At 50.9% G+C, this 21,258-nt stretch carries 18 protein-coding genes and 2 pseudogenes; 8 read left to right on the top strand and 12 right to left on the bottom strand.

The genetic code is table 11. The features are described from left to right. Positions 1–13 precede the first annotated feature (13 nt). The 4 genes from HPC62_RS11490 to HPC62_RS11475 form a co-directional block, all read right to left on the bottom strand. Positions 14–640, bottom strand: coding sequence for a 4Fe-4S single cluster domain-containing protein (locus tag HPC62_RS11490; protein WP_172355777.1), 627 nt, complete (start codon positions 638–640; stop codon positions 14–16). Between the two features lie 12 nt (positions 641–652). After that, the gene (locus HPC62_RS11485; protein ID WP_172355774.1) at positions 653–1,471 is read right to left on the bottom strand and encodes a radical SAM protein; all 819 of its coding nucleotides are present in this window, start codon (positions 1,469–1,471) and stop codon (positions 653–655) included. A 21-nt stretch (positions 1,472–1,492) separates the two neighbouring features. Then, positions 1,493–1,798, bottom strand: a complete 306-nt coding sequence (locus HPC62_RS24300; RefSeq protein ID WP_172358910.1) for a DUF3122 domain-containing protein — start codon at positions 1,796–1,798, stop codon at positions 1,493–1,495. Positions 1,799–1,945: 147 nt separating this feature from the next. Further along, positions 1,946–3,259, bottom strand: a complete 1,314-nt coding sequence (locus HPC62_RS11475; protein ID WP_172353244.1) for an NF041680 family putative transposase — start codon at positions 3,257–3,259, stop codon at positions 1,946–1,948. Between the two features lie 129 nt (positions 3,260–3,388). Between HPC62_RS11475 and HPC62_RS11470 the strand changes: the two are divergent. From HPC62_RS11470 to HPC62_RS11460, 3 genes and pseudogenes are all read left to right on the top strand, one after another. After that, positions 3,389–3,796: pseudogene (locus HPC62_RS11470) on the top strand (SAM-dependent methyltransferase); the annotation flags it as partial. Between the two features lie 92 nt (positions 3,797–3,888). Next, on the top strand, positions 3,889–5,202 hold the full coding sequence (locus tag HPC62_RS11465) for an NF041680 family putative transposase (protein ID WP_172353244.1): 1,314 nt from the start codon (positions 3,889–3,891) through the stop codon (positions 5,200–5,202). A gap of 198 nt (positions 5,203–5,400) precedes the next feature. Next, positions 5,401–5,586 carry a hypothetical protein gene (locus tag HPC62_RS11460; protein ID WP_172355770.1) on the top strand — a complete coding sequence of 62 codons (186 nt, stop codon included), beginning with the start codon at positions 5,401–5,403 and terminating at the stop codon, positions 5,584–5,586. 280 nt (positions 5,587–5,866) lie between these two features. On the opposite strand, the gene HPC62_RS11455 is transcribed toward HPC62_RS11460, so the two are convergent. Next, entirely contained in the window at positions 5,867–6,841 is a 975-nt protein-coding gene (locus HPC62_RS11455) for a transposase (protein ID WP_172358810.1), read from the bottom strand. A 65-nt stretch (positions 6,842–6,906) separates the two neighbouring features. Then, the gene (locus HPC62_RS11450) at positions 6,907–8,079 is read right to left on the bottom strand and encodes a transposase (RefSeq protein ID WP_172355768.1); all 1,173 of its coding nucleotides are present in this window, start codon (positions 8,077–8,079) and stop codon (positions 6,907–6,909) included. A gap of 149 nt (positions 8,080–8,228) precedes the next feature. Here HPC62_RS11450 and HPC62_RS11445 point away from each other — a divergent pair. The 3 genes and pseudogenes from HPC62_RS11445 to HPC62_RS11435 all read left to right on the top strand — a co-directional run. Then, a pseudogene (locus tag HPC62_RS11445) lies at positions 8,229–9,065 on the top strand (arsenic resistance protein); the annotation flags it as partial. A 124-nt stretch (positions 9,066–9,189) separates the two neighbouring features. Next, positions 9,190–9,771 (top strand): NUDIX domain-containing protein, encoded by a 582-nt coding sequence (locus HPC62_RS11440; protein ID WP_172355764.1) that lies wholly within the window; start codon positions 9,190–9,192, stop codon positions 9,769–9,771. Between the two features lie 509 nt (positions 9,772–10,280). Further along, on the top strand, positions 10,281–10,883 hold the full coding sequence (locus HPC62_RS11435) for a cation transporter (RefSeq protein WP_172355762.1): 603 nt from the start codon (positions 10,281–10,283) through the stop codon (positions 10,881–10,883). Here HPC62_RS11435 and HPC62_RS11430 read toward each other — a convergent pair. Beyond that, positions 10,859–12,508 carry an FAD-dependent oxidoreductase gene (locus tag HPC62_RS11430; protein ID WP_172355760.1) on the bottom strand — a complete coding sequence of 550 codons (1,650 nt, stop codon included), beginning with the start codon at positions 12,506–12,508 and terminating at the stop codon, positions 10,859–10,861. The two genes, HPC62_RS11435 and HPC62_RS11430, sit on opposite strands and share 25 nt — an antisense overlap. Positions 12,509–12,871: 363 nt before the next feature. Here HPC62_RS11430 and HPC62_RS11425 point away from each other — a divergent pair, with 363 nt between their 5' ends. Beyond that, complete coding sequence (locus HPC62_RS11425) at positions 12,872–15,661, top strand: cyclic nucleotide-binding domain-containing protein (RefSeq protein WP_172355758.1); 2,790 nt, start codon at positions 12,872–12,874, stop codon at positions 15,659–15,661. Between the two features lie 343 nt (positions 15,662–16,004). Here HPC62_RS11425 and HPC62_RS11420 read toward each other — a convergent pair whose 3' ends face one another. Both HPC62_RS11420 and HPC62_RS11415 read right to left on the bottom strand, forming a co-directional pair. Continuing rightward, the gene (locus HPC62_RS11420) at positions 16,005–17,312 is read right to left on the bottom strand and encodes a TIGR02710 family CRISPR-associated CARF protein (RefSeq protein ID WP_172355755.1); all 1,308 of its coding nucleotides are present in this window, start codon (positions 17,310–17,312) and stop codon (positions 16,005–16,007) included. Between the two features lie 298 nt (positions 17,313–17,610). Further along, the gene (locus HPC62_RS11415) at positions 17,611–18,231 is read right to left on the bottom strand and encodes a hypothetical protein (protein WP_172355753.1); all 621 of its coding nucleotides are present in this window, start codon (positions 18,229–18,231) and stop codon (positions 17,611–17,613) included. Between the two features lie 156 nt (positions 18,232–18,387). On the opposite strand from HPC62_RS11415, the gene HPC62_RS11410 reads away from it, so the two are divergent. Beyond that, positions 18,388–19,038 carry a Uma2 family endonuclease gene (locus HPC62_RS11410; RefSeq protein ID WP_172355751.1) on the top strand — a complete coding sequence of 217 codons (651 nt, stop codon included), beginning with the start codon at positions 18,388–18,390 and terminating at the stop codon, positions 19,036–19,038. A 74-nt stretch (positions 19,039–19,112) separates the two neighbouring features. Here the strand turns inward: HPC62_RS11410 and HPC62_RS11405 are convergent, their stop codons facing one another. The 3 genes from HPC62_RS11405 to HPC62_RS11395 all read right to left on the bottom strand — a co-directional run bounded on the left by HPC62_RS11405 (position 19,113) and on the right by HPC62_RS11395 (position 21,235). Then, complete coding sequence (locus HPC62_RS11405) at positions 19,113–19,520, bottom strand: hypothetical protein (RefSeq protein ID WP_205369613.1); 408 nt, start codon at positions 19,518–19,520, stop codon at positions 19,113–19,115. A 221-nt stretch (positions 19,521–19,741) separates the two neighbouring features. Next, positions 19,742–20,242: a TIGR03986 family type III CRISPR-associated RAMP protein gene (locus tag HPC62_RS11400; RefSeq protein WP_228721748.1), complete on the bottom strand. Its 501-nt coding sequence runs from the start codon at positions 20,240–20,242 to the stop codon at positions 19,742–19,744. A gap of 18 nt (positions 20,243–20,260) precedes the next feature. Beyond that, positions 20,261–21,235 carry a transposase gene (locus HPC62_RS11395; RefSeq protein WP_172358909.1) on the bottom strand — a complete coding sequence of 325 codons (975 nt, stop codon included), beginning with the start codon at positions 21,233–21,235 and terminating at the stop codon, positions 20,261–20,263. Between the last annotated feature and the right edge of the window lie 23 nt (positions 21,236–21,258).

Below are 21,258 nucleotides of genomic sequence, written 5' to 3'. Positions count from 1 at the left end.
ATTAACCAATTTCTTACTCCGTCAGATTCATCTGACCCCGGTAGCCTGTGATCAATCGGCTGCCATCTTTGAGAATGTGAATTTCCATTTGATCACTAGCCCAGTTGAGGCGATCGCGAAAGGCAGGATTGAACACATGCACTCGCTGATTGCGCGAAGACACCAGGGAATCTGGCGTATGCACTGCCAGCGATTCAACGTAGGGGCCATCCACTAAAATATCTAATTCATCTAGCAATGCCTGTGCGCCGGTTGGGGCATCAGCTCTTTGCAGTTCCTCTAGGGTGAATCCGGTAAATGACATGACATTCAGCCCCTGCGCTTTGGCTTGATGGGCCAGTTGTGCCAAAGCGGGTGCTTGCCAGAATGGTTCTCCACCTGAAAAGGTCACTCCTTCGTTGCGTGGATTCGCCAAAATTTTGGACAGCAAGTCATCAACACTCACAATTTGATTTTGTTCAAACGACCAGGATGCTGGATTGAAGCATCCTGGACATTCCCGCAAACAGCCCTGTACCCAAATCACCGCACGGCAACCAGGGCCGTTCACTTCTGATTCATCTACATAGCCCATGATGTTGAGGTGACCCGGTGGAATTTCCATTCGTTTTAGCGCGGCTCTTTCCTGAGAATTTAGCATTGTTGCTACTCTTTATGCTTGCGTGGAAGGGATGAGTTGGTGCTGAGGATAGCGAGTGGGAATCCCTGTCGCAGATTGAATGTGATCGCAAAAAATTTGCAATTGCTCTACGCTCACAGGTCTGAGGGAACGTACAGGGTAAGGTCGAGATCCTGAAGTATGGTTGCCCCGTGCATCCAGTTCGTGACGAGTTGGCTTCGGACGGGTAGGCGTGTTGATCTGAATTTCATCGGGCAGCAGTCTTTGCATCAGCGTGATGTAGTCAGCTTGTTGTTGATCGCTCCACGTCGAGAGCAGCATGGTTTGGATCGATAGGATGCCTGAATATTGTTGCCGAAACTGCCACAGCCCTGCCCAAAGTCGTCCGAGGTCTAAGCCATCGAGGGGGCGGTTAATGCGTTGGGAGAAGCTGGGGGCGATCGCGTCTAGTTTGACCGAAACGCGATCGGCAATCATCAGATCTGCTCGAACATCTGGATCGGTAAGTAAACTACCATTGGTTAAAACAGCCAGGGGCTTCTTGGTGATTGCTTTGGCAGCCGTCAGAATATCCGCCAAATTTTGAGCTAGCGTAGGTTCGCCGCTGCCACTGACGGTGACAAGATCCACATCCCAGGGCGCAAAAGGTTGTAGATCTTGTTGGATTTGTTCAGTTGAAATGAAAACTTGTCGAGTTGTGGTCTGATATTCAATTTCGCCAAGCTGACAGTACACGCAGTTGAAGGAACAGGTTGAAACTGCGCCGATTGGATCAATTCCCAAAGACTGCCCAAATCGCCAGGACTTTACGGGGCCATAGATAGAGTTAAAGAAACGTTGATTGTGCAACATTGTTCAAGTTTCATTACTTTTTCACAGGTTTTCATACTCAAGTAGCGATCGCCACTCTTCAATTAGCGCCGGTGGAATATTCAGTGTCGTACTAGCTTGATCAGGTTTGGGAACTTCCAATCGGAATGGCACCGCAGGGTCTAATTGTATCAAGATTGGCTGCAAGTCATACTGGGCCACGTTCGGTTCTGGATGAGTAGCATCTGTGAAGATTTGTTGCGATGCATCATGGGCTGTCCAAGTTTTTCCTAGCGAGTTGATTAATTTGAGCGGGCGAGTGTGATCCACCTCTGAAACGCCAGGAAAAGCAACAAGACGTAAATAAATCCCCGCTGTACCGTCCGGTTTTACTCGCTTAAAGCTTTAGTTTGGACTAACTGGCATCACAATAATGCTCAACAGGATGCCATAAAGAATCTGCTCAACCGTTCATAACAGTTGAACTTAAGGAATTGGATACAATCCTGCTCGCAGTTAAGCTGCTGTTGCAACCGGACTGTTCAGGGATTGTTCGGATGTCTTGCGTTTCGAGGCTCGTTTTTTGACCATCGGATAGCAGGGACGAGGAGTTGGCTTGTGCCCCTTGCCTCGTCCTGGCGATTTACCACGAGGTTTAGGCGCAGGAGCAGGGGTGCCAATCGCTGCCAAAATGCCTGCAAACGCTTGTGCGACCCGACCCGGAGTCAACGTTTCTTGCGGTGCCTGCCAGGGCAAGGGGTGGTCAGTACAGTCCTTTCGCGCTAACCACAACTGCCAACTGAGCAACGGCATCAGGCTGCTCCACTGTTCGGTTGCCGATACAGAACTGAACTGGGGATGTGTCCAATATAGCCTCTGCTTGGCAAAGCGATACCAGTGTTCAATGGCAAAGCGACGGAGGTAGTGCAACCACAGGGTTTCTAACGGAGGCATCTGCTCACCCAGCCAAACTAACCACAAAGGAGCCAAGCGTCGCGTGCTGCTCTGTGTCTCCAGCACCTCCACGCGCAACACTTCCATTGCCCGTTTGGGGGATTTGCGGAAATGGTATGCACTCCAACGACTGACCCGCACTCGTCCCCAGTTGGGATCATCGACTTCAACGGTTTCGACCGGGACACTCCAAGTGTCAGGGTCATTGAGTTTCATCTTATGTCCATGCTTGGCAGGTGCGCCTCGCCCTCGATACGCTGGGGGCGCGCCATAGACACATCGATTGGATGTAACCCGCAGCAGCAAGTCTGCCTCAATCCCTGCCGTTTGGTTGACAAAACTGGCATTGCCGTACCCTCGGTCGTAGATCGCCAACGGACGCACCGCTAACTGCCGAGTCACTTGTTTGAGTTGGAATGCCGCTTTACTGGCGGGTGTTTCAAAGCTGGTGATGCGCTCATGCCGCAATGGTAATGCCCAACTGCCCCTGTCTTCAGCAATCCAGGCTAAGGTACTGTAGTTTTGTCCGGCTATCGGGGCATGTCCTGTTCTGCCTGATAAGGTGCGGTCTTTCAAACGCCTGGCAGCAGGACGGTTCCACCGACTCGCATCACCTGCCAACAACGGTTGCTGCTGAGTCGGTATCTGCTGCACCAACAGCTTCAGCACCTTTGATCGGGGTAGGCGGCTATCGCGCAACGCTTCATAGGTGCTCGACCACTGGCGACGAAAGACAGGACTCTGCGATAGCCTCACAAACGACACGATGCACGCACTCACTAACACGGCATCCATCAGATCAAACAGGGCATCTCTGGCGTTTCCCAAGCTGGCATACAACGTTTGGCGAAATTGCTGAAGTTCGTTGAAAATCATGGGGTCAATGTTGGTTGTACTTCATTGACCTTACGGCAGTCGGTGCTTCTCATTGACTGCCTTCCTCTTCACCATTAGTCCAAACTAAAGTGAAAGCGTTGACCTAATTTAGTTAAGACTCAGTTGATCATGAACCCCTGGGATAAGCGCTACGAGGTAGAGGATTATGTCTATGGCACAACTGCCAACGATTTTTTGAGCAGCGTTGTCGATCGCATTCCATTGGGATGGGTTCTGTGCTTGGCGGAAGGGGAAGGGCGAAACGCAGTCTTCCTGGCAGAGAAGGGCTACTCGGTCACGGCGGTTGACTTTTCCAGCGTTGGCTTGCAGAAGGCGCGTCGATTAGCGGATGAGCGGGGGGTTAGCCTCGAAATCTGTTGTGCTGATTTGAAAGAGTACACGATTCATCCCAACCAATGGCAAGGGATTGTCTCTATCTTTGCCCATCTACCGCCCGAAGTGCGGGTTCCGTTGCACCGCGCTGCTGTCGCAGGATTGGTGACGGGTGGAGCCTTTGTTTTGGAAGCCTACACGCCTCACTTTAGTTTGGACTAATGGTGAAGAGGAAGGCAGTCAATGAGAAGCACCGACTGCCGTAAGGTCAATGAAGTACAACCAACATTGACCCCATGATTTTCAACGAACTTCAGCAATTTCGCCAAACGTTGTATGCCAGCTTGGGAAACGCCAGAGATGCCCTGTTTGATCTGATGGATGCCGTGTTAGTGAGTGCGTGCATCGTGTCGTTTGTGAGGCTATCGCAGAGTCCTGTCTTTCGTCGCCAGTGGTCGAGCACCTATGAAGCGTTGCGCGATAGCCGCCTACCCCGATCAAAGGTGCTGAAGCTGTTGGTGCAGCAGATACCGACTCAGCAGCAACCGTTGTTGGCAGGTGATGCGAGTCGGTGGAACCGTCCTGCTGCCAGGCGTTTGAAAGACCGCACCTTATCAGGCAGAACAGGACATGCCCCGATAGCCGGACAAAACTACAGTACCTTAGCCTGGATTGCTGAAGACAGGGGCAGTTGGGCATTACCATTGCGGCATGAGCGCATCACCAGCTTTGAAACACCCGCCAGTAAAGCGGCATTCCAACTCAAACAAGTGACTCGGCAGTTAGCGGTGCGTCCGTTGGCGATCTACGACCGAGGGTACGGCAATGCCAGTTTTGTCAACCAAACGGCAGGGATTGAGGCAGACTTGCTGCTGCGGGTTACATCCAATCGATGTGTCTATGGCGCGCCCCCAGCGTATCGAGGGCGAGGCGCACCTGCCAAGCATGGACATAAGATGAAACTCAATGACCCTGACACTTGGAGTGTCCCGGTCGAAACCGTTGAAGTCGATGATCCCAACTGGGGACGAGTGCGGGTCAGTCGTTGGAGTGCATACCATTTCCGCAAATCCCCCAAACGGGCAATGGAAGTGTTGCGCGTGGAGGTGCTGGAGACACAGAGCAGCACGCGACGCTTGGCTCCTTTGTGGTTAGTTTGGCTGGGTGAGCAGATGCCTCCGTTAGAAACCCTGTGGTTGCACTACCTCCGTCGCTTTGCCATTGAACACTGGTATCGCTTTGCCAAGCAGAGGCTATATTGGACACATCCCCAGTTCAGTTCTGTATCGGCAACCGAACAGTGGAGCAGCCTGATGCCGTTGCTCAGTTGGCAGTTGTGGTTAGCGCGAAAGGACTGTACTGACCACCCCTTGCCCTGGCAGGCACCGCAAGAAACGTTGACTCCGGGTCGGGTCGCACAAGCGTTTGCAGGCATTTTGGCAGCGATTGGCACCCCTGCTCCTGCGCCTAAACCTCGTGGTAAATCGCCAGGACGAGGCAAGGGGCACAAGCCAACTCCTCGTCCCTGCTATCCGATGGTCAAAAAACGAGCCTCGAAACGCAAGACATCCGAACAATCCCTGAACAGTCCGGTTGCAACAGCAGCTTAACTGCGAGCAGGATTGTATCCAATTCCTTAAGTTCAACTGTTATGAACGGTTGAGCAGATTCTTTATGGCATCCTGTTGAGCATTATTGTGATGCCAGTTAGTCCAAACTAAAGTTCAGTGTACAAGTACAATTGCCTATTGTCTTTTTGATAACTATTTAGTTATATAGTTAGTTGAGTTGAGACGGAAGGCACTTCAATGACGATACAAGCCAAAGCTAAAAAATCCAAAGGCAAGCGTTCTCAATGGATTATGTTGGGATTTTTCCCGTTAATTGTAATTGGGGGCTTGTTCTACCCCTTGCTGGGCTATTTGATGCCTCTGATGATGGCATTCGCGCCAAACGAATGGCTTCTCTGCACGCCCAGCGACCCGCAGCAGTAGACTCAACGTCCACAAAGCACAACTCAAACCCGTGACTTAATTCACGCTTGATTCAACGAGCAAATCATCAATATCGAATCATCAACAAACGCTCATGTGGAAACTTCTTTCTCTCATTCAGCAGCAGCTTGTTTGGTCAATTCCCTCTGCAATGATCGCAGGCATTCTCTTTGGCGTGATTGTTGACCCTCGTTTCCTAAAAGCAGCCATTATTCCTCTAACCTTCCTCATGGTTTATCCCAGAAGTGTTGAATTGAGACATAAAACTTTACATTCAACCCTACGAAGCTCCTACGAGTGTCTCTGGCAGCAGATCGTAGCTCCAATGGACAATCGAACAACGACGACTCAATTCAAGTTGCAAATAGCGCAACTTATCTAGTAATTGATGACCATAAAACTCTGGAATTTCTATCAATTGCAGAATCAGATAGGCAATCAACACCATGTAGATTTGAATGGTGACTCCATTGACACTCTTAGAGATTAGTTTATCTAGCTTCAAGTGCATCTTTAGAAACTTCCACAGCACTTCTATCTGCCACCGATGGCGATAGACTTCACTAATCTCTTCATTCGTCATCAGTTCTACATTGGTCGCCAGCCGAAACTCCGTTTGGCTCTCTAAGTCACAAAACCAAACCACTCGATATCGCTCATGCTCAAACTCGGTCTTCATCGTGTTCTTAAGGCGGACAACAAAGCGAGTCTGATCCTGGCTTAATTGGTCAAGGAAATCCCAACTGGCAAAGCCTCTATCCATGACGCCGATGGCATCTTCAGGAATCATTCCTGTCACTCTGTCAGCAAATTTTGCGTCATGTCCTTGACCAAAATGAATCAGGCATTCACTGGGATTACCTTGCGTTAAGTTGACTCCATTAAGCAATTTGACTTGATGATAGCCTTGCATCCAGAACAACTTGCTTGTCAATGTGATGACCGTTGAATCAATGGAAAACAGCATCTGTGCTGTCGCTGGATTTTTTTGTTTTAGCTGTCTTATGAGCTCAGCGTAGATGCGACAAAAGTGTTCATCCTGTCGAGTCTTGCAGGCTTTAGAAAAGGTGGAAATATCAACCTTGATTCCTGCTTTGTTGAGACGATAAAACAGGCTTCTCATGCTCGTTAAACCCTGGTCTAAAACGAAGGTCAACCAGATTTCAAAGAATAAGCGAGAGTTCAAAACAGGATAGTTATGTGGGCACAACTGCTTGAGTATCGGTTTGACAAGCGCAGGAAATGACACTAGCATCTTAAACATTGTTTTTGTTTGCTGGGGGCTAGAATACAATATTCTGCCCTGCTTGACTGACAAAACTAAGAAGCTGGAATACGGCTGAGGACAGTGAATTCACGCTTTAGGGAGTCATCGTGTTGTCGCCTTGATGCGATGGCAGGTTGAGGGTCAGGTGAACAGGAGAGGAACTGATAAACGTGAATCTTCCACTGGTGAGTGATAGCCAGCCGAATCCAATTCCAGCCCAGCTTGAGATAACTCATGCCGCGCTTCCAGTGAGCATCGACTTGGCGACGCTTGCCGGATGCGACCACTTGCACCCCTTGGAGAACTAAGAACAGCATCGTCAAGGCGATTACCCCACACAACTGGGAAAGGGCAACCTTGTCTCTGAGTCTGGAGGCTTCGAGATTAAACCCGTTGGACTTCAAATCCAAAAACGACTCCTCCACCTGAAATCTCAGTCGATATTGGGCAAACGTCTGCAAGTTCGTCGGCTCATCACTCACAATTGTCCAATTCTCGCTGCTGAGTTTGTCGTGGGCAAAGGCAAGGTAAACATTGTCGTAGGGCTTTGTTCTACCCACCGACACTGCAGGCGTAAAGTAAGCTTGTCCTGGTTGCAATTGAACCGACGATACCTGGCGCCACTGCCCTTGGTGCTGAAATTGGAAGGAGCGTTTGATGCGGATGCGGAAATGCCAACCCAGATTCTCCCGGAGGTATTTCATCAACTTGCCATCGGCAAACCCTCGGTCTGCCAAAAGGACAATCGCGACACCCTCGGGCATCAGCCGTTGCGCTTGCCGCAGTACCCGTTGAATCGTCCACAACCTGACGGTGCTGCTTGATTGCGCCACCACTTTCCAAGCGACCGGAACCGTTCTTCCTCGGTACACCACTGCGACCCAGACGATGCAGAAACAATTCCATACGACCGTTGTATCGAGGCTTAAGTAGAGTCGTTGGGTCTGCCAGTTGGACAGAGCCTGCCCAATCAGCGCATGATGAGCGGACGCGACATTGATCCGCCGATTCGACAACCAGCGGCGAAACCGGCGTTGGTGGGATTGAGCCATTTGAGCGCGACTCCTCACATACACCCCAAATCCATTGAGATGAACGTTTTGGCTTCCAATCATGCCAATGATCATCCAGCACAGTGTTTGCAGATGGCGAGCATCCTGCCACTGCATGTCGCATTGACGCAGAAAATCATTCAACGCATCATAAAGACGGGAAGTCGGTGACATTGATTTGACTGGTTTGTGTGGTTACTTCTCAGCCTAAATCATGCTCTGCTTCCCGCATGGCTTTCGTTCCAGCTTTAACCTGTTTTGTCAGTCAAGCAGATATTCTGCCCCTATTTTTTGTATGTTGAGCTATCTTTCAACACTTCTGGGTTTATCCCATGATGATCAACTTGCAGGTGAAGGAGGTTTTTTCAGGTGGTGACTATAGGGTGCAAATTGTCACTCAGTTGATTAACTTTGCAGTGATTCCTTTTTTTGATTATTTTGTAGGACAATGGTTTTTCCATGATCAGCCGCTGATTGCGCTAGGACTTCTCTTGTCGGCTCTGCTGCCGACCAGCGGCATGACGATTTCCTGGACAGGGTTTGCGAAAGGAAATGTGAGTGCAGCGATCAAAATGACCGTTGTCGGCTTAATTGCTGGATCGATCATTACTCCATTTTATGCCCAGTGGTTGATGGGAACTGTGGTGGAGATTCCTTTGGCAAGCGTGTTCCAACAAATCTTGGTGATTGTGTTCTTGCCCTTAGTTTTGGGCATTGTCACTCAGCGCATCCTGATAACAACTGTTGGACAGAATAAGTACAATAAAAACCTGAAGCAGAAGTTTCCTGCCTTCTCGACCTTGGGCGTATTGGGGGTAGTATTTGTTGCGATGGCATTGCGTGCGAAGGGAATTGTGGCAAATCCTTGGATGCTGGTGTCCCTGCTCCTGCCGTTGGCAATTGTGTATAGTGGAAACTTTCTGCTGAGTACGATCGTGGGCAAGCTGTTTTTTAATCGGGATGATGCGATCGCACTAGTTTATGGAACTGTCATGCGGAACCTATCGATTGCCTTGGCGATCGCAATGACGGCTTTTGGCAAGGAGGGTTCAGAAATTGCGCTAATCATTTCAATGGCGTACATTATTCAAGTGCAGGCGGCTGCCTGGTATGTGAAATTTACCGACAGAATCTTTGGGAAACCGATTGAAGCAGTTTGATGCGGTAAGGTTTAGTAGGGGTTGCCTGGTAGTTGGGTAATTCGTTGGATAACTCGTTAGGTAATTCGATAGGGGGAGCTATTGATTTTTAGAGCGATCGCCAATCTCAAACATTAAATCAATCATGACTCCATCCTTTGACGCGGAACAATTCTGGGTTGAACAAGCTTGGACGGTGCAGGATCGGTTTCTGGAGATGCATTCGCACTGGCTGACCGTGATCGGTGAACATCTTCAAGATCATCGTGGAAACGTACTCGAGTATTGGCGAATTGAGAAAGCGGATTCGGTTATTGTGCTGCCGATTCAGAACGAACAAATTCTCTTTCCGTCTCCCAGCTATCGTCCCGGCGTTGGGTCGGTCACGTTAGATCTCCCAGGCGGACGAGTGCCCGTGGGAACCAGCCCAGAACAGGCGGCGATCGCCATCCTGCAACGAGAACTTGGCATTGATGCCGCTTCGATCGATCGGCTAATCGCCCTAAACTCCATTGGATGGGCCGTCAATAGCTCTTTCTCGAACCAAAAACTCTACGGCTTTGTTGCCCACCTCCACAGCGCTACCGAACCTGCCAAGGAATTGATCTCAGCCGCCTATTCCATCACTCCATCGGGCATCCATCAATTGCTGAGCGTGATTAACTGTCTACAGTGTCGAACGGTGCTTCTAGAATGGATTTTCCGTTTATCGTACTTAAGGCTCTAACACCAATGGATTTGGATCTAGGGCATGTTCTAAAACCCTTCGATCCCCCCTTAGCCCCCCTTGTTAAGGGGGGAACCGAGCCGAACCACTCCGGAAGTCCCCCTTGTTAAGGGGGATTTAGGGGGATCAACAAAAAAGGGGGAACCGAGCCGAACCACTCCGGAAGTCCCCCTTGTTAAGGGGGATTTAGGGGGATTGAAAAAAAGGGGGAACCGAGCCGAACCACTCCGGAAGTCCCCCTTGTTAAGGGGGATTTAGGGGGATTGAAAAAAAGGGGGAACCGAGCCGAACCACTCCGGAAGTCCCCCTTGTTAAGGGGGATTTAGGGGGATCGACAAAAAAGGGGGAACCGAGCCGAACCACTCCGGAAGTCCCCCTTGTTAAGGGGGATTTAGGGGGATCGACTCAAGGCAATCAACTGCCTAGAAAGTTTAAGATACTGCCTAGATTCACTGCTGAGGTTTCAGTAACCTGTTTTCAGAGCCGACCACTTTACATTCAGGAGCGCGATGTCTGATTGCGGATGTGGTGATGTTAAGGCGGCAAATGCGGCGCAGCGCAAGACGCTGGGCTGGCTGCTGGCGGTTAATGCCTTGATGTTTGCGCTGGAGCTTGTGACGGGGCTGCTGGCAGGTTCAACCGCTTTGGTGGCAGACTCCCTCGATATGTTTGCTGATGCAACAGTCTACAGTATTGCCCTGTATGCTGTGGGGCGATCGCCCGCAGCCAAAAAAAGAGCCGCTGGCTTAAGCGGTCTGTTTCAAATAGGATTGGCGCTGTTAGTTTTAGCAGACGTGGTGCGGCGGTTTGCCCTTGGCAGCGACCCTGAGCCGACTTGGATGGTGGGCATTGGGCTATTGGCTCTGGCTGCAAACGTGGCTTGCCTGCTGCTGATTGCCAAACATCGTCAGGGAGAAGTTCACATGCGGGCAAGCTGGATCTTCTCCAAGAATGATGTGATTGCCAATTTGGGCGTAATCGCGGCGGGTTTCTTGGTCAGCATGACTGGATCGCGGTTGCCCGATTTGGTTATAGGGCTGATCGTCGCGGCGATTGTCCTGCGGGGCGGCATCGCTATTTTGCGCGATCAAGCTCCTGTTGAGGCTTCATAGGTCTTGAAGCCACCTGTGAGATTATAGGCATCAAACCCAGATTGCCGCAGGGTTCGGGTGGCGAAATAGCCGCGCTGTCCCACCTGGCAGTAGATCCAAAGCGGGCGATCGCCCGGCAGATCTCCCATCCGCTGCCGCAGTTGCGATAAGGGAACGTTGATTGCCCCAGCAACATGTCCCCGTTCAAACTCAGACTCCTCACGCACATCCACCAAATTCACTTGCGCCAAGTCAAGGTCTTCCCAGTACACAATGGGTGCATCGCCGCGCAGCGCATTCGCTGCAATCATCCCCGCCATGTTCACCGGATCTTTGGCCGCTCCAAATTGCGGTGCGTAACATAGTTCTGCTTCTTCCAAGTCGAACACAGTCATTCCGGCCTGAATCGCCATAGCCAGCACATCAACTCGCTTCTCGGTTCCCTCTCGGCCAACAGCCTGCGCTCCCAGAATTCGACCATCGGCTGGAGCATATAAAAGCTTAATGTCGATTGGCTGGGCCCCAGGAAAATAGCCTGCATGATGACCAGGATGCAGATAAACCTTGCGGTAGTCCATGCCTACCCGTCGGAGCGTTTTTTCACTGGCCCCAGTACATGCCACCGTCATGCCAAAAATGCCGCAAACCGAGGTTCCCTGTACGCCGCGAAATTGTGAGTCTCGCCCCAAAATGGTTTCGGCTGCGATCCGTCCTTGACGATTGGCAGGCCCAGCCAGGGGAATCAGAGTCCACTCTTGCGTGACAAAATCCTGCACTTCTACAGCATCCCCCACTGCCCAAATATGAGGGTCACTGGTTTGCATGGCTGCATTGACCCGGATGCCGCCGCGATCGCCCAGTTTCAGCCCTGCCTCTTTGGCTAACGTATTCTCCGGGCGCACCCCGATTGCCAAAATCACCATGTCGGCAGGATGCTGCTCGCCGGAGTCTGTTTGAACCAGCAAGTTATCTTCTGAGCCAACTGTAAAGCCTTGAACGCCATCGTTTAAGCAGAGCTGTAGGCCTTGATCTCGGAGGTGAACATGAACCGGGGTCATCATCTCTGGATCAAAGGGGGGCATCACCTGGGGCAACTTTTCTATTAGCGTGACAGCGATACCACGATGCACCAAATTTTCTGCCATTTCCAGCCCAATAAAGCCACCGCCCACAACCACCGCCCGCTTCACCTGATGCGTGTCAATCCATTCTCGAATCCGACGGCTATCGGGGATGGTTCGCAGCGCAAAAATTCCGGGTCGCTCTATTCCTGGCAGGGGCGGACGGATTGGGGCAGCACCAGGAGATAACACGAGAGCATCATAGGGTTCTTGTTTCAACTCTCCGGTTTGCAGGTTTTTGACCGTCAGAGTTTGGGCAGCACGATCAATCGCGGTCACTTCGTGCTGTAGCCGCACTTCGATGTTAAACCGTTGCTTAAATAAGTCTGAATTGGCAACCAACAGCTTTTTTTCATCAGCAATCACACTGCCGACATAGTAAGGTAAACCACAGTTGGCAAAGGAAACAAATTGACCGCGATCGAAGATGATAATCTCTGCGGCTTCTGATAGCCGCCGTGCCCGCGCCGCACAAGAGGCCCCTCCGGCAACGCCGCCAACAATCAAAATTCGTGGTTTAGCCATTGAGTCCTTTTTTCTATTTCCCGTTCATTTTCCCATTCATTATGCTCGAATTTGCCGTAGTGGCAGTGGCTCATTCACAAAGCGAATCAGAATCACAACAGGATGTGTGTATTGTGAACTTGATGCGATAGTTGCGCTGCTCACGCTTTGTCCAAAATGCCATCTCGTTCGTGTCCTCTTGAGGGTGGCGAAAAAAATCGAGACACTCACGAAAACTGAACCTTGTAGCAGGCATCATAGGCAGAGATCTGATGAGCGTTCAGAGGGTCAAGAGTTCTCGACACAAGTTAATCTTTTGCAACATTGGTGTCACATCAACAGTGTAATATTGCGCTGTGTACTGAACATCCCACAACACGGTTTATGTTTGCGAACGTCCCCGAACGGAAGATGCACTGGACTCGCTGGGTCCTCACGGTGGGCTGGCTGCTGGTGATTGCGTCGTTGTTTTATGACCCGTGGACCGCAGCGTTGACTGTTCCTGACCATCTCTGGAGTCCACTAGCGTTGACGGGGGAGTGTGTGCCCGTGCAAGGTGTGTGTGTGGAAGAGCAGCCTTATTCAATTGGTGCCACCTTATTCTGGGGGGCAATCGTTCCTGCTGGCATCTTTATTCTGCTGGTGTTTGGGCATGAGTTGTGGCGGCGCATCTGTCCGTTGTCCTTTCTGTCGCAGATCCCACGGGCTTTGGGCTGGCAGCGGCAGTTTAAGCGGGTGAATGAAAAGACTGGTAAGGTTCGCTATGAGTTGGCGAAGGTGCAGTCAGAGTCTTGGTTGGGTCGTAATTACTTATATTTTCAATTTGCTTATCTATTCATTGGGCTGTGTGGGCGAATTTTATTTTTTAACGCCGACCGGCTTGTTTTAGGAGGGTGGCTAGTATTCACGATTGTGTTTGCGATCGCCATTGGTTACGTCTATGGCGGCAAGTCCTGGTGTCAGTTTTTTTGTCCGATGGCCCCGGTGCAGACGGTGTTTAGCGAGCCAAGGGGGCTGTTTGGCAGCAAGGCTCACCTGAGCGAGAGTCGCATCACGCAGTCTATGTGTCGCACGGTTACCCCAGAAGGAACCGAACAGAGCGCCTGTGTTGCCTGTCAGAGTCCTTGTTTTGATATTGACTCTGAGCGGACTTACTGGGATGGCTTGCACCGCCCCGATGAGGCGGTGATGCGCTATGGCTATCTAGGGCTGATGGTGGGTTATTTTGTCTACTACTATCTCTATGCAGGCAACTGGGACTATTACTTTTCTGGAGTTTGGAACCGCGACCCCAACCAGCTTGCTGCCCTGTGGAGTCCGGGGCTTTATCTTCAGGGGCAGGCGATCGCCATCCCCAAGCTAGTTGCCGTCCCCCTAGTTTTGGGCAGCTTCACCGTTGCAGGTTATCTCCTCGGCAGAGCGGCTGAACGCGGGGTCAAGGCTTACAGCCGCAGTCAGCACAAACATTGGAGCAATGACCTGATCCAACACCGTATTTTTGTGGTGGTTACCTTTATTGCTTTTAATTTCTTTTTTATCTTTGCAGCCCGTCCGTTAATCCTCCTTACACCGACTGGGTTTCAAACACTTTACGATATTCTATTGGTTTTTCTCAGTACGCTGTGGTTGGTTAAGAGTTGGCGGCGCAGTCCTGAGCTATATTCCCGCGAGAATCTCTCCAACCGTTTCCGCAAGCAGTTAGAGAAGTTAAACCTGGATATTGCCCAATATGTGGAAGGGCGATCGCTCGATGACCTCAACGCCAATGAAGTCTATCTGCTGGCAAAGGTGCTACCAGACTTTACCCGAGAGAAGCGGCATGAGGCTTATAAGGGGGTGGTGCGTGAGGCGCTGGAGGAGGGCTATGTGAATACCTCCAATAGTCTGCAAGTGTTGGCGCAGATGCGACGCGAGTTAGACATCTCCGATGATGAGCACCGCGATGTCTTGGAAGAATTGGGGATTGAAGACCCTGCCTTACTAGACCCCAATCGTCAGCGGACGCTGGAAAACCAGATCCGCCTGACGGGATATCAGAAATCGCTGGAGCGGCTCATGCGACTACGGCAGCAGCCGGGGTTGACCCGTCGCATTGGCTCCGAGGAAGACACGGTCATCCTTCGTTCGCTCCGCCGAGAATACTCCATCACTCCCCAAGAGGAAGACTGGATTCAGAGTAGCCTGTCGCCAGCAGCGAGCAACGTGCAGAAGGCAGAGGGATTGCTGACTCGCCTGCGGGAGTGGGTGGAGTGCGATCGCGCCCTGCACCACCCCGCCCTGCAACAGCATCCGGCGGTGCTGCAAGTGTTGCAAGAGACGGTTCAGCGCAAACAGGAACTGATCGCCTATGCCTTGCTAGATACCCTAACGACCCTACAAGACCAGCCCGACGCGATCGCCTTGGCCCAGTCCTTTCAGCAGTTGGCGCCTGCCATTGCGGCCCGGTCTATCACTCAAAAGCGCTGGCAGAGCAAGCTGGCCCCAGCGATGGTGCAGGTCTTGACGGCAGGAGACTTATCGCCTAGCGAGACAGCCCCTACTCTGCAAGAAACGGTAGACTACCTAGAATTTTTGCTGCCGCACTACAACCCCCTGGTGCAGGCGAGTGCGTTGTATCTGATTGCCCAACTCAACCCTGACCGTGGCCGAGCGATCGCCCAAACCCTTCCCCTTGCCTCGCCCTCGGCTCTGTTGCAAGAAACGGCCGAGCAGGTGAAAACCCTCCCCGCCAACGCACCTCTCTCGGCTTTCCCGTCCTTAGAGAAGCTGGTGTATCTGTTTAACAGCGACTTTTTCCACGGCATCCACACCGATACGTTGATGGCCTTGGGCGATCGCGCTGAAGTGAGGACGTATGCTGCCGGAGACGTGATCACCGAGGCTGGCGATACCTGCCGGGAACTGCTGATGTTGATTGAAGGAGATGCCACTATTCGCTATCAGTCTGCTGATCAGGTGCGGGTCGAGCAGTTCCACCCTGGGCAAATGCTGGATGAGCTAGAAGTCTTGACCCACAGTGATGTAGAAAACACGATTACTGCTGAGAGTGATAAGACTCGTATTCTCGCGGTGCCTGTTGATACCTTCGATGAACTGTTGGAGCGAGACCCAGATTTTGCGCGTCAGGTGTTGGAACTGGAGAGCCGCCAACTCCAGCGCTTGGTGAGGGTTTGATGCTCATCCAGCAAAGCCAAAAGCGATGGCTAGATAAGCGCCAAGCCGGCGATCGCTCTATTCTCCCGCATTCCTTTGCTTATAAGTAGGTGGGCATTAATAAACATAAAACCCAAAGACCCTGCGCCGCCCGCTGCGCGGGCGGCGCAGGGTTCGGGATCTGTTTTTTAATCTGGTCTATCTACTTAATCTTTGGAGATTTGATATTAGCTCGCTTGCGAGTGGTGGCTGAACAGGTCAACCGCCGTTTGAAGATCTTGTGGATTAGAAGTTGGTTGCATGACTCGCCCAGCAATTGAGCTTCCGCTTCTGGCTAAAGCTAACCCCAAGTCTGGCCTCTGATTCATAAGCTGGTCGGAAACTGGGTCAGGGGATGGCGCTTTTTGCCAGGAATGAGTGCATCTAAAGCGGTTGAAATGAAAGTTTGGATCACCTGCCCGGTGTTGCGATAGTCATTTTCGGTAATCGGTTGAAAGCCGTGGGCGAATAAGGAATAATTGCGTACTTGGAGCGCATTTTCTAGGGATTCGGCGTGTTCCTGAAACCGTTGCCCCAGCGGATCATCTGGCAACTCGCTTAGGAGGAGATAGCTTTTCCACAACGGAAGCTGAATTTTGCCGTTGCGGGGATTGCGCTCAGCACTATACTTCTCCCGCAATTCAACGGGTAACTTTTCCAGATCAATATCCCCTGTTTGCAACTCGTAGGTCTGCCGCAGGCGAATTTGCGCCAGTAACTCCAGCCCTCGATACAACCGACCAACGGCATCGTCATAGCGCTGCTGGTGGGCACGACGCTGGGCATTGAGCAGCAGGTCTTCCACCAGTTCATAGCCGTGACCGGGAATCGTTTCCGTTGGCTGAAAGGTAGGGTCAATCGCCTGGCGGCTGCTGAGGACGCGCTTGAGCGCCAGTCCGTAAGGCTGCACCTGATTCATGTGCAGGGAAAGTAAATCCCAAGCCGTCTGGTGATCAAACCGATCCCAGGCATCAAAACCTCCGCAAATATTCAACCATTCTCGCAGCTGGCGTCTCTTATCCTGGGGCAGTTCCAGGGATTGCAGCAGGGTTTGCAGGGTGGCGATCGCCCCACTGTAGTTGTAGTCCTGCAAAAACCGAGGTAGATCCTGGTTGAGCGTCCGTTCTACGGTCAGCAGGGTGGTAGGTGCCCGCTCGGTCGATTCGCCCCGCTCCACCCGGATCAGATTTTCGCGGGTGGCGTTGGTGGTTAGGTACGGCGCTACGCCATAGTCCAACGCTGCCATGCCCAGGGCCAGGGACATGGTTTTGGTGCCGCCTGTGTAGTCTGCCAAAAGTTGAGCATTGGGATCAGTGGTTTTAATGTCGTTGATTTTGGTCGCAATGCGTCCGTAGCACTCAGCCAGATCATCAGGATTGTCCAGGCGCACCAGATCGGTATCTGGATCAAAGCGATCGCCCAGGCCCAAATGGGTCGGCAAATTCGGCAACCGTTCCACCACCTCTGCCCCCCGCCGAATTTCACAGGGCGTTCCCTCGCCAATCACCTGAGAAACACTGCCCCTTGAGCCATCGGAACAGATAAAAATTGTGCGATCGGGATTGAGGGACTGGATCGCGGTGATAATCGGTTGAGGAGAACCGCCAACGGTAATGAGTAGGATGGTGGACATGGCAAAAATCGAGAATTCTGAACGGAATCTGAGACAGCCTTCGGTGCAAGGATAGAACCAGACTATGGGGTATTCTAGCAGCAGGTGCAAGTCATGTTGCTGGTTGAAAGTTGTGGTAGCTGGTTACCTGACAAATCTTTTCCCCTCATCCCTAAATCCCTTCTCCCACAAGGGGCGAAGGGACTTGAACTGCCAAACCTGGGTCAAAAGCCCCTCGCCCGCTCTGGGAGAGGGGTTGGGGTGAGGGTACTTCGAGTTTTGTCAGTCAATTAGGTTGCGCAATTAGGTTGCGGCAGCGCTAGGCAGCGACTAAAGTATTCAACTGGATCTGGCATTGGTGAAACACATAGTTGACCACCCCGAAGAGGGTATCCAGCTCCTGAATAGTGTAGAAGGTACGGTTGAAGGTAAAGTGGGTGCCCTCTAATTTGCCAAATTGCCAGCGATCGCCGTTGGAGGTAATACCGTATATGACTAACGCTGGCAGGTCGTTGAGCCGTTGAGCCGCCACCATTTCAGCCAGGCATTGCCCCCAGGCGGCATCAAAGTTATCTTGCTTGGCTTCTACGAGCACAAAATAGGGCTTGTCGAACACAATTTTGCCGAGGGGCGATCGCCGCGCCAAAACGTATTCGGGAAACCCCGACAACTGAGCATCGCAACTGAGATACTCGTGGCTCCAGAGAATAAAGTGCGATCGGTACTCCTTCCAGACTTCCTTGAGGATGGGATACACCAAATTCTCGCAAATGGCATACTCTGAGTTATCTACCACCGCTTCTTCCATCATCAACTGCAAGTCTTGTCTAAAGTAATCTGAAACCGGGAAGGGCAATGGTTCCAGAAAGTTGGCTTCGGTGTAGACAATCTCAAACGTTTTGAGGGTTTCACCCAGGCCCTTAAACTCGCTGAATGACATGGCGACTCCTCTGTTAGGAAGGTCTTGTCATAGCATAGCCCAGTTGAACCAAAGCCAGACCGCACTCCCTCAACTGGCTTGTGATACCAGAAAGGTAGGGTTCTGATGCCGGCTTATGATTGAGGGAGAACTGTTTACTTGTCGAGGTCAACGCCAATGGTCACGCTGCAACTGCGCCAATTGGAGGTACCACCTGGGGAGTGTCTATTGCTCCACGATGTGAGCTGGTCAGACTTTGAGACCATTTTGGCGGAGATGGGAAACCATCGCAGCACGCGCATCGCCTACGACAATGGCTTGCTAGAAATCATGGCTCCCCTACCGGAACATGAATACTTTAAGCAGTCTCTGAGTATTGCAATTGAAGATATCGCCGAGATCCTAGAGCAAAACTACGAAAGCTATGGCTCCACAACCTGGAGAAAACGGGCAGAGCAAGCTGGGATAGAACCCGATAATTGCTTTTACTTCCAGAATGAAACTCGCATGCGGGGTAAACTCACCTTTGATTTAGATCAAGACCCTCCGCCCGATCTGGCGCTGGAAATTGACCTCACGAGCAAATCCCTCAACCGTTTCCCCATTTATCAACGCCTGGGAGTGCCAGAAATTTGGTGCTACGACCAAGGTCAACTCACGGTTTACCGGCTGCAAGCGGGTGAATATCGCCCGGTAGACCAAAGTACCGTTTTTCCGGCTCTGCGAGTGCAGGAGTTGCCTCAGCTCATCGAGGTACATCGTGAACAGGGGCGATTGGCTCTGCGGCGAGCCGTGAGGGACTGGGTGAGGGAGCAGATTAATGGTTAAAGAAGTTGTTCAGTCTGCTTGGTAGTCATTGAAGCTCATAGGCATCCTTCGAGCAGAGCGTTCCTGGTACAGCATCATGGACGCTTCGGTCTTTGAGTTGCCCGTTCAAAGGCAGCCGCCATGCTGGTTTTCCCAGTTCCAGCGGGAGAGGATTTTTGAGGTTTAGATGAGGAGCGATGGTGCTCCGCACCGCCCGGAGAGCCGCCCTTACCTGATTTGGGTGAATTGGGCTTGGGCGAGTTGCCCTCCCCAGAATTTCCTGAGTTGGGATTGTCATTTTCATTGCCACAATCCTCCCAGCCAATGACTTGCAGCGGCGTGGGTAGAACTGGGCGATCGGCATACTCGTTAACTTTACCTTTTTTCGGTGTGCCAATGTGGGGCTGGCTGGCATCCCGTTCAATTTCCAGATAGCGAGTTTGATCAGAGGGTGGAGCCTTAGTCCAACTCAGCATTGCCAGCAGCATTTTGATGCGTCGCACGTCTTTGAGTGAAGATTGCTTGGCACCAATTGCCTGACGAATATAGGCATCAAATGCATCGATATAGGGTTTTGATCAGAAGTGTTGAACGCAATGTTAGCAGGGCAAGTTCATAGCTGAATCCAGTACAAAAGATCTATAATTCTGCCTGTAATGACCTACTTATTGCTTCCATTCTCAATAATCCGCCTCTTGAGAGTGCTTTTTGTAAAGTTTTACCATCAAGATTCAACACTTCTGGGTTTTGATAAATCCGGCGCAGCAGAGTATCCCGTAAACCACTGCTCATCCGCAAAAAGTTTTTCATACCGCTGTTTGCGTTGATTCAGATAAAGCTTATGGGCAATCTTGATGGCTCCCATACCCAACGGCTTGCCCATGCCTAAGGAAAGCCGATATTGCTCATCCTGGGCCAGATCCAGCACCCAGAGCAGCGCCCCTAGTTCAACATCACTGAGATTCTCAAAATGAATCGTGAACTGAAAACTAACGCCTGGTTTAATTGGCTTAATCTGTGTTTTCTGCGTGTCAGAAACTTCCTCAGGGTTTTCGAGCGTGATGGTTGGCTCTTTCTTATGCCAGTACAGTTTATGCCCCCGGATAACAGTTTCTGTGCCCGGTGCACTACCATAATGCTTCAGATCTGGCTTACTGGCTTTAGTTTGCACTAAGTAATGCTGAAACGTAGTTGGCTTAGGCCCAGAAGTGTTGAATTGAGACATAAAACTTTACATTCAACCCTACGAAGCTCCTACGAGTGTCTCTGGCAGCAGATCGTAGCTCCAATGGACAATCGAACAACGACGACTCAATTCAAGTTGCAAATAGCGCAACTTATCTAGTAATTGATGACCATAAAACTCTGGAATTTCTATCAATTGCAGAATCAGATAGGCAATCAACACCATGTAGATTTGAATGGTGACTCCATTGACACTCTTAGAGATTAGTTTATCTAGCTTCAAGTGCATCTTTAGAAACTTCCACAGCACTTCTATCTGCCACCGATGGCGATAGACTTCACTAATCTCTTCATTCGTCATCAGTTCTACATTGGTCGCCAGCCGAAACTCCGTTTGGCTCTCTAAGTCACAAAACCAAACCACTCGATATCGCTCATGCTCAAACTCGGTCTTCATCGTGTTCTTAAGGCGGACAACAAAGCGAGTCTGATCCTGGCTTAATTGGTCAAGGAAATCCCAACTGGCAAAGCCTCTATCCATGACGCCGATGGCATCTTCAGGAATCATTCCTGTCACTCTGTCAGCAAATTTTGCGTCATGTCCTTGACCAAAATGAATCAGGCATTCACTGGGATTACCTTGCGTTAAGTTGACTCCATTAAGCAATTTGACTTGATGATAGCCTTGCATCCAGAACAACTTGCTTGTCAATGTGATGACCGTTGAATCAATGGGAAACAGCATCTGTGCTGTCGCTGGATTTTTTTGCTTTAGCTGTCTTATGAGCTCAGCGTAGATGCGACAAAAGTGTTCATCCTGTCGAGTCTTGCAGGCTTTAGAAAAGGTGGAAATATCAACTTTAATTCCTGCTTTATTGAGACGATAGAACAAGTCCCTCATGCTCGTTAAACTCTGGTCTAAAACGAAGGTCAACCAGATTTCAAAGAATAAGCGAGAGTTCAAAACAGGATAGTTATGTGGGCACAACTGCTTGAGTATCGGTTTGACAAGCGCAGGAAATGACACTAGCATCTTAAACATTGTTTTTGTTTGTT

The sequence above is a fragment of the Thermoleptolyngbya sichuanensis A183 genome (assembly GCF_013177315.1).
GTDB classification, from domain to species: domain Bacteria; phylum Cyanobacteriota; class Cyanobacteriia; order Elainellales; family Elainellaceae; genus Thermoleptolyngbya; species Thermoleptolyngbya sichuanensis.
This window is presented reverse-complemented; position numbering and strand designations above follow the sequence as displayed.

Coding starts and splice junctions, on each gene's coding strand:
- HPC62_RS11465 (WP_172353244.1), top strand. CDS start 3,889: ATGATTTTCAACGAACTTCAGCAATTTCGCCAAACGTTGTATGCCAGC.
- HPC62_RS11455 (WP_172358810.1), bottom strand. CDS start 6,841: ATGCTAGTGTCATTTCCTGCGCTTGTCAAACCGATACTCAAGCAGTTG.
- HPC62_RS11460 (WP_172355770.1), top strand. CDS start 5,401: ATGACGATACAAGCCAAAGCTAAAAAATCCAAAGGCAAGCGTTCTCAA.
- HPC62_RS11410 (WP_172355751.1), top strand. CDS start 18,388: ATGGTCACGCTGCAACTGCGCCAATTGGAGGTACCACCTGGGGAGTGT.
- HPC62_RS11420 (WP_172355755.1), bottom strand. CDS start 17,312: ATGTCCACCATCCTACTCATTACCGTTGGCGGTTCTCCTCAACCGATT.
- HPC62_RS11395 (WP_172358909.1), bottom strand. CDS start 21,235: ATGCTAGTGTCATTTCCTGCGCTTGTCAAACCGATACTCAAGCAGTTG.
- HPC62_RS11415 (WP_172355753.1), bottom strand. CDS start 18,231: ATGTCATTCAGCGAGTTTAAGGGCCTGGGTGAAACCCTCAAAACGTTT.
- HPC62_RS11485 (WP_172355774.1), bottom strand. CDS start 1,471: ATGTTGCACAATCAACGTTTCTTTAACTCTATCTATGGCCCCGTAAAG.
- HPC62_RS11425 (WP_172355758.1), top strand. CDS start 12,872: ATGTTTGCGAACGTCCCCGAACGGAAGATGCACTGGACTCGCTGGGTC.
- HPC62_RS11430 (WP_172355760.1), bottom strand. CDS start 12,508: ATGGCTAAACCACGAATTTTGATTGTTGGCGGCGTTGCCGGAGGGGCC.
- HPC62_RS11490 (WP_172355777.1), bottom strand. CDS start 640: ATGCTAAATTCTCAGGAAAGAGCCGCGCTAAAACGAATGGAAATTCCA.
- HPC62_RS11475 (WP_172353244.1), bottom strand. CDS start 3,259: ATGATTTTCAACGAACTTCAGCAATTTCGCCAAACGTTGTATGCCAGC.
- HPC62_RS11450 (WP_172355768.1), bottom strand. CDS start 8,079: ATGTCACCGACTTCCCGTCTTTATGATGCGTTGAATGATTTTCTGCGT.
- HPC62_RS11435 (WP_172355762.1), top strand. CDS start 10,281: ATGTCTGATTGCGGATGTGGTGATGTTAAGGCGGCAAATGCGGCGCAG.
- HPC62_RS11400 (WP_228721748.1), bottom strand. CDS start 20,242: ATGTCTCAATTCAACACTTCTGGGCCTAAGCCAACTACGTTTCAGCAT.
- HPC62_RS11440 (WP_172355764.1), top strand. CDS start 9,190: ATGACTCCATCCTTTGACGCGGAACAATTCTGGGTTGAACAAGCTTGG.